The 4,800-nt window shown below is 70.4% G+C and carries 4 protein-coding genes and 2 pseudogenes; 3 read left to right on the forward strand and 3 right to left on the reverse strand.

Annotated elements, in window-relative coordinates; genetic code table 11:
* A pseudogene (locus AC1DY5_RS42310) lies at positions 1 to 251 on the reverse strand (heavy metal translocating P-type ATPase); the annotation flags it as partial.
* Between the two features lie 93 nt (positions 252 to 344).
* On the opposite strand from AC1DY5_RS42310, the gene AC1DY5_RS42315 reads away from it, so the two are divergent.
* The 3 genes from AC1DY5_RS42315 (at position 345) to AC1DY5_RS42325 (ending at position 3,246) form a co-directional block, all read left to right on the forward strand.
* Entirely contained in the window at positions 345 to 779 is a 435-nt protein-coding gene (locus AC1DY5_RS42315; protein ID WP_478120404.1) for a Cd(II)/Pb(II)-responsive transcriptional regulator, read from the forward strand.
* A gap of 38 nt (positions 780 to 817) precedes the next feature.
* On the forward strand, positions 818 to 1,624 hold the full coding sequence (locus tag AC1DY5_RS42320) for an alpha/beta fold hydrolase (protein WP_478120405.1): 807 nt from the start codon (positions 818 to 820) through the stop codon (positions 1,622 to 1,624).
* 260 nt (positions 1,625 to 1,884) lie between these two features.
* Positions 1,885 to 3,246, forward strand: a complete 1,362-nt coding sequence (locus AC1DY5_RS42325; RefSeq protein WP_478120406.1) for a homoserine dehydrogenase — start codon at positions 1,885 to 1,887, stop codon at positions 3,244 to 3,246.
* Positions 3,247 to 3,289: 43 nt separating this feature from the next.
* Here AC1DY5_RS42325 and AC1DY5_RS42330 read toward each other — a convergent pair whose 3' ends face one another.
* Together AC1DY5_RS42330 and AC1DY5_RS42335 are read right to left on the reverse strand one after the other, a co-directional pair.
* The gene (locus tag AC1DY5_RS42330; RefSeq protein WP_478120407.1) at positions 3,290 to 4,546 is read right to left on the reverse strand and encodes an ROK family protein; all 1,257 of its coding nucleotides are present in this window, start codon (positions 4,544 to 4,546) and stop codon (positions 3,290 to 3,292) included.
* 17 nt (positions 4,547 to 4,563) lie between these two features.
* Positions 4,564 to 4,800: pseudogene (locus AC1DY5_RS42335) on the reverse strand (sugar ABC transporter ATP-binding protein); the annotation flags it as partial.

Here is a 4,800-nt window from a genome sequence, read left to right on the forward strand (position 1 = left end):
GTGCCGTCGATGCGCAGCGTCCGCTGGGGCAGCCGGAAATGCAGGCCGCGGATCCCTGCGATCGGCTCCGCCAGCCGACGGATCTCGGACTCCTCGACGCTGCAGTCCATGGTGGCGATGCGGAAGGTGTTCGGCTCCGCGCCAACCGCGGCCGCCGCGAGCGTCGCGGGGCCGCAGCAGGCGCTGGGCCCGCAGCATGCCTCGGGTCCGGTGGGTTCGGCGGGCGCGTGATCGTGAAGGTGTCGGGCCATGGTTGTCGCTTTCAGGGTCTATTTCACACCCTGTACCTGCTATAGGGTCAAGTGGCTACGATCCTGTTTTTCCACCAGCAAGGAACGGCCATCATGAAGATCGGCGACCTGAGCCGCGCCACGGGTGTCGATGTCGGCACGATCCGCTACTACGAGCGGGCCGGCCTGCTGGCGGCGCCAGAGCGGCAGCCCAACGGCTATCGCGCCTACGGGCAGGCGCACCTGGAGGGCTTGTCCTTCGTGCGCCATTGCCGGGCGCTGGACATCCCCTTGAGCGACATCAAGCGGCTGCTGGATTTCACCACCGCCCCGCAACAGGACTGCGCCGACATCAACCAGCTCGTCGACGAGCAGATCGACCGGGTGCGGGCCCGACTGAAGAGCCTGAAGGCGCTGGAGAAGCAGCTGACCGAGTTGCGCGGACGCTGCTCGCAGCCGCATGCCGCGATCGATTGCGGGATCCTCAGCGAGCTGGTGTCGGCGGCGCATGGGGAAGGGTGTATCTGCCATTCGCATGCGCAAAGATGATCTGCGCTGCAGCGCAGCGCTGTCAGGAGCCAATTCCCATGCAGTCTCCAGCCCTGTTCTTTCGCGAAACCGGCGACGGCCCGGCGGTCGTATGCCTCCATTCCAATGCCAGCAGCTCGAGCCAATGGCGTGCGCTCTTCGAGCGCCTGGCCCCGCAGTTCAAGGTCCTGGCCCCGGACCTGCTCGGCGCCGGCAAGAGTCCGCCGAGGCCGACCGATCGTCGGGCTGCGCTGCAGGATGAAGTCGCGCTGCTCGAACCGCTGTTCGAACGGGCCGGGGAATCCCTGATGCTGGTCGGGCATTCGTACGGCGCTGCCGTGGCGCTGCGCGCCGCCCTGGCCCGGCCGCAGCGGGTGCGTGCCATGGCCCTCTTCGAGCCGACGCTGTTCTCGCTGCTCGACGCCGAGACCCCGCCGCCCAACGACGCCGACGGCATCCGGGGCGCAGTCGCCGCGGCCGGGCTCGCGCTGGACGCTGGCAATCCCGATGAGGCGGCCAGATGTTTCATCGACTACTGGATGGGCGAGGGCGCCTGGGCGCGCATGCCCGAGGCCCGCAAGGGCGCGATCAGGGAGTCGGCGGCGGATGTGCGCCAGTGGGCGACCGCCTTGTTCGGCGAGCCCGCGCCGCTCGAGGATTTCGCCCGGCTCGACGTTCCGGTGCTCTACATGACCGGCAGCAACTCGCCCGCCTCGTCGCTGGGTGTCGCCAGGCTGCTGACCCGGATGCTGCCCCGGGTGGAGGTCCGGGCCTTCGGCGGCCTCGGCCACATGGGACCGGTGACACACCCGGAGCTCGTGAACGAGGCGATCGCCGGCTTCCTCGAGAGCCACCGGCCCTCTTGAGCGCGTCGCGGGGCTGCCAGCGCCGTCCTGTACACTTCGCCTCCATGTCGTGCCATTCCTTCCTCGCTTCATTCGGCGCTGCCCTCCCGGGCCGCTCGAGGCTGGACGCACGAATGATTACCACCATTACCACCGCGGCCCCCTGAGCACGCGCAGGTGGCCGTTCCGGCAGCCACCTGGTGTTCTCGCTTCTCCCCGAACGAATCCGACCCAGCTCTGGCAGCTGGGTTTTTTGTTTGTTCGTTTGTTCGGAGATCTTCATGTACCGCGATCCAGTCCAGTCCCTCGAGCCCCTGAGCCGCTTTCCCGCGGCCACTCGCCCCCTGCGCGTGGGCCTGATCGGCATCGGCACCGTGGGGTCGGGCACCTTGCGCGTGCTGGCCCGCAACCAGGCCGAGATCGCGGGCCGGGCTGGGCGCGGGATCGAACTCGTGGTCGTGGCCGCCCGCAACCTAGCGCGCGCGGCCGCCATCGTCGATGGCCGAGCCGAACTGACCGGCGATCCTTTTCGCGTCGCCACCCATCCCGAGGTCGACGTGGTGGTCGAAGTGGCGGGCGGCACCGGCGCGGCGCGCGACTGGGTGCTGGCGGCCATCGCGCACGGCAAGCACGTCGTCACCGCCAACAAGGCGCTGCTGGCGGTGCACGGCAGCGAGATCTTCGCCGCCGCCCGGCAGCACGGCGTGGCAGTGGCCTATGAAGCGGCGGTGGCCGTGAGCATCCCGATCATCAAGGCGCTGCGCGAGGGCTTGACGGCCAACCGCATCGAATGGGTGGCCGGCATCATCAACGGCACCACCAACTTCATCCTGTCCAAGATGCGCGACGAGGGGCTGGACTTCGCCGGCGCGCTCGCACAGGCCCAGGCGCTGGGCTACGCCGAGGCCGATCCGGCCTTCGACGTCGAGGGCATCGATGCCGCGCACAAGCTCACGCTGCTGGCCGCCAATGCCTTCGGCATGCCGGTACGCTTCGCGGATGCGCAGGTCGAGGGCATCACGGGCCTGCAGGCGCTTGATGTGGACTGCGCCGAGCAACTGGGCTTTCGGGTCAAACTGCTTGGCATCGCCCGGCGCCGGGCGCACGGCGTCGAGTTGCGCGTGCAGCCCGCGCTGGTTCCCGCCAGCCACCTGATGGCGCAGGTCAACGGCTCGATGAACGGCATCATGGTCAAGGCCGACGCGGCCGGCCTTACGATGTACTACGGCGCCGGCGCGGGGTCCGAGCAGACGGCATCGGCCGTGATCGCCGACCTCGTGGACGTGGCGCGGCTGGACGGCACCCACGCGGGGCAGCGCGTGCCGCACCTGGGTTTTCATGCGCATGCGATGAATGCCCTGTCGGTGCTGGCGCGCGCCGACGTGTGCAGCGCCCACTACCTGCGGGTGCCGTTGAATGCCGCGCGGCAGATCGAGGCGCTGGCCGCCTTGCTGGCGGCACGGCAGCTGCCCGTGCGGCAGCTGCTGCTGGCGGCCGAGCGTCCGGGCGTGGGTCCGCAGGGGCTGGTGTTGACCGACGCACTGCCACAGGGGGCGGTCGACCTGGCGCTGCAAGCGCTGCGGGCGCATCCGGCCGTGGCCGGAGCGATCGCGACACTGCGGGTCGAGGAACTCGCAGCCTAAGGCCAGGCGCTTGCATCGCGGGGCGCAGCGCTCGGTCGAGCCCTCAGCCCGACGCCTTGTCCAGCTTCAGGAACAGATCGCGGTCGGGCGCGAAGTTGGCATGCAGCGGCAGCAGCGCGCCGCCGAGCGCGCGGGCGTCCGAACCGGTGGTGCCCGGCAGCAGCTGCGGGCACTCGACGCCTTCCCAGTTGTAGCGGCCGCAGGCCGCCGACACCGCCGCCAGCAGCGCTTCGAGCAACTCGCGGCTGAATGAACCGTCGATGATCACGCCCTCGAGGTCGAGCAGGCAGGCTGCGTCGTGGATCGCCAGCACGATCGCCGGCGCGGCCTCGTCGAGCCAGGCTTGGGTGATCGGCCGCCAGGGCGCCTGCAGTGCGCGTTCGTCGGCAACCGCGGCCGGATCCAGCCCGGCTTGCTCGTAGCGCCGCTCGAGCGTGATCAGCGAGGCCACGCTGAGCAGCTGCGGCGGCGGCCCGGCGTCGCCCGGCAGGGCGCGCTGCAGCGCCAGCGAGCCGATCGCCCCGGCATTGCCGTTGAGTCCGCCGCGCAGATGGCTGTCGATCACCAGGCCGCCGCCGATGAAGGTGTCGACGAAGATGTAGACGAAGCTGCGCACGCTGCGCCCGCGCCCGGCCACCAGTTCGGCCACGCAGGCGGCCGCGGTGTCCTTCACGAAGCTGACCGGCAGCGTCGACAGCGCCGCCACCCGGGCCCGCACGTCGGTGCGGTTCCAGGCCGCCGCGTGGTCGGCCTCGACGCCCAGCAGCGCCTGCCAGCCGCCCAGCGACAGCGGTGCCGCGATGCCAATGCCTTGCAGCCGCTCCTGCTCGGCCGCGCCGAGCAGCGCATGGAATTCGGCCAGCCGCCTCGCGATCTCGCCGAACACCGCCTCGGGCTTGGGGAAGTCGTAGTTCAGGCTGCGCCGTRCCCRCACCGCGCCGGTGAAGTCGACCAGCAGCATGTCGAGGCTGCGGCGCCCGAGCTTGATGCCGATGGAGAAAGCGCCGTCAGGATTCAGCGCCAGCGGCACCGAGGGCTGGCCCACCTTGCCGCGCAGCAGGGCGCCGCGCAGCAGCAGGCCATCGTCGAGCAGCCGCTTGGTGATCAGCGAGATGGTCTGTGGCGTCAGCTTGGTGAGCCGCGCCAGTTCGGCACCGGGCATCGGGCCGTGGTTGCGGATCGCCTGCAGCACGACCCGCTCGTTGTACTGGCGCAGGCCGCCCTGGCTCGAGCCGCGCGGACGCAGCCGCGCGGCGTCGTGCAAGCCGTTGGCCGCGGCGGCCGGCGAGGGGGCCCTCATCGCACGCACCGCCCCGCTCACGCCAGGCATTCGGCCGGCAGTTGCTCGGGTGGCAGCGCGCCGGTCATGACTGCGACGGTGTCGCTCATGCTGATCTTCTTGGGGTTCAGCACGGCGCCACGCTTGCCCAGGCGGGCCACGTGGATGCGGTCGGCGATCTCGAAGACGTGCGGCATGTTGTGGCTGATCAGCACCACCGGCAGGCCCTTGTCGCGCACCCGGCGGATCAGCTCGAGCACCATGTTGCCCTCCTT

Source organism: Variovorax sp. P4_D9 (assembly GCF_056401695.1).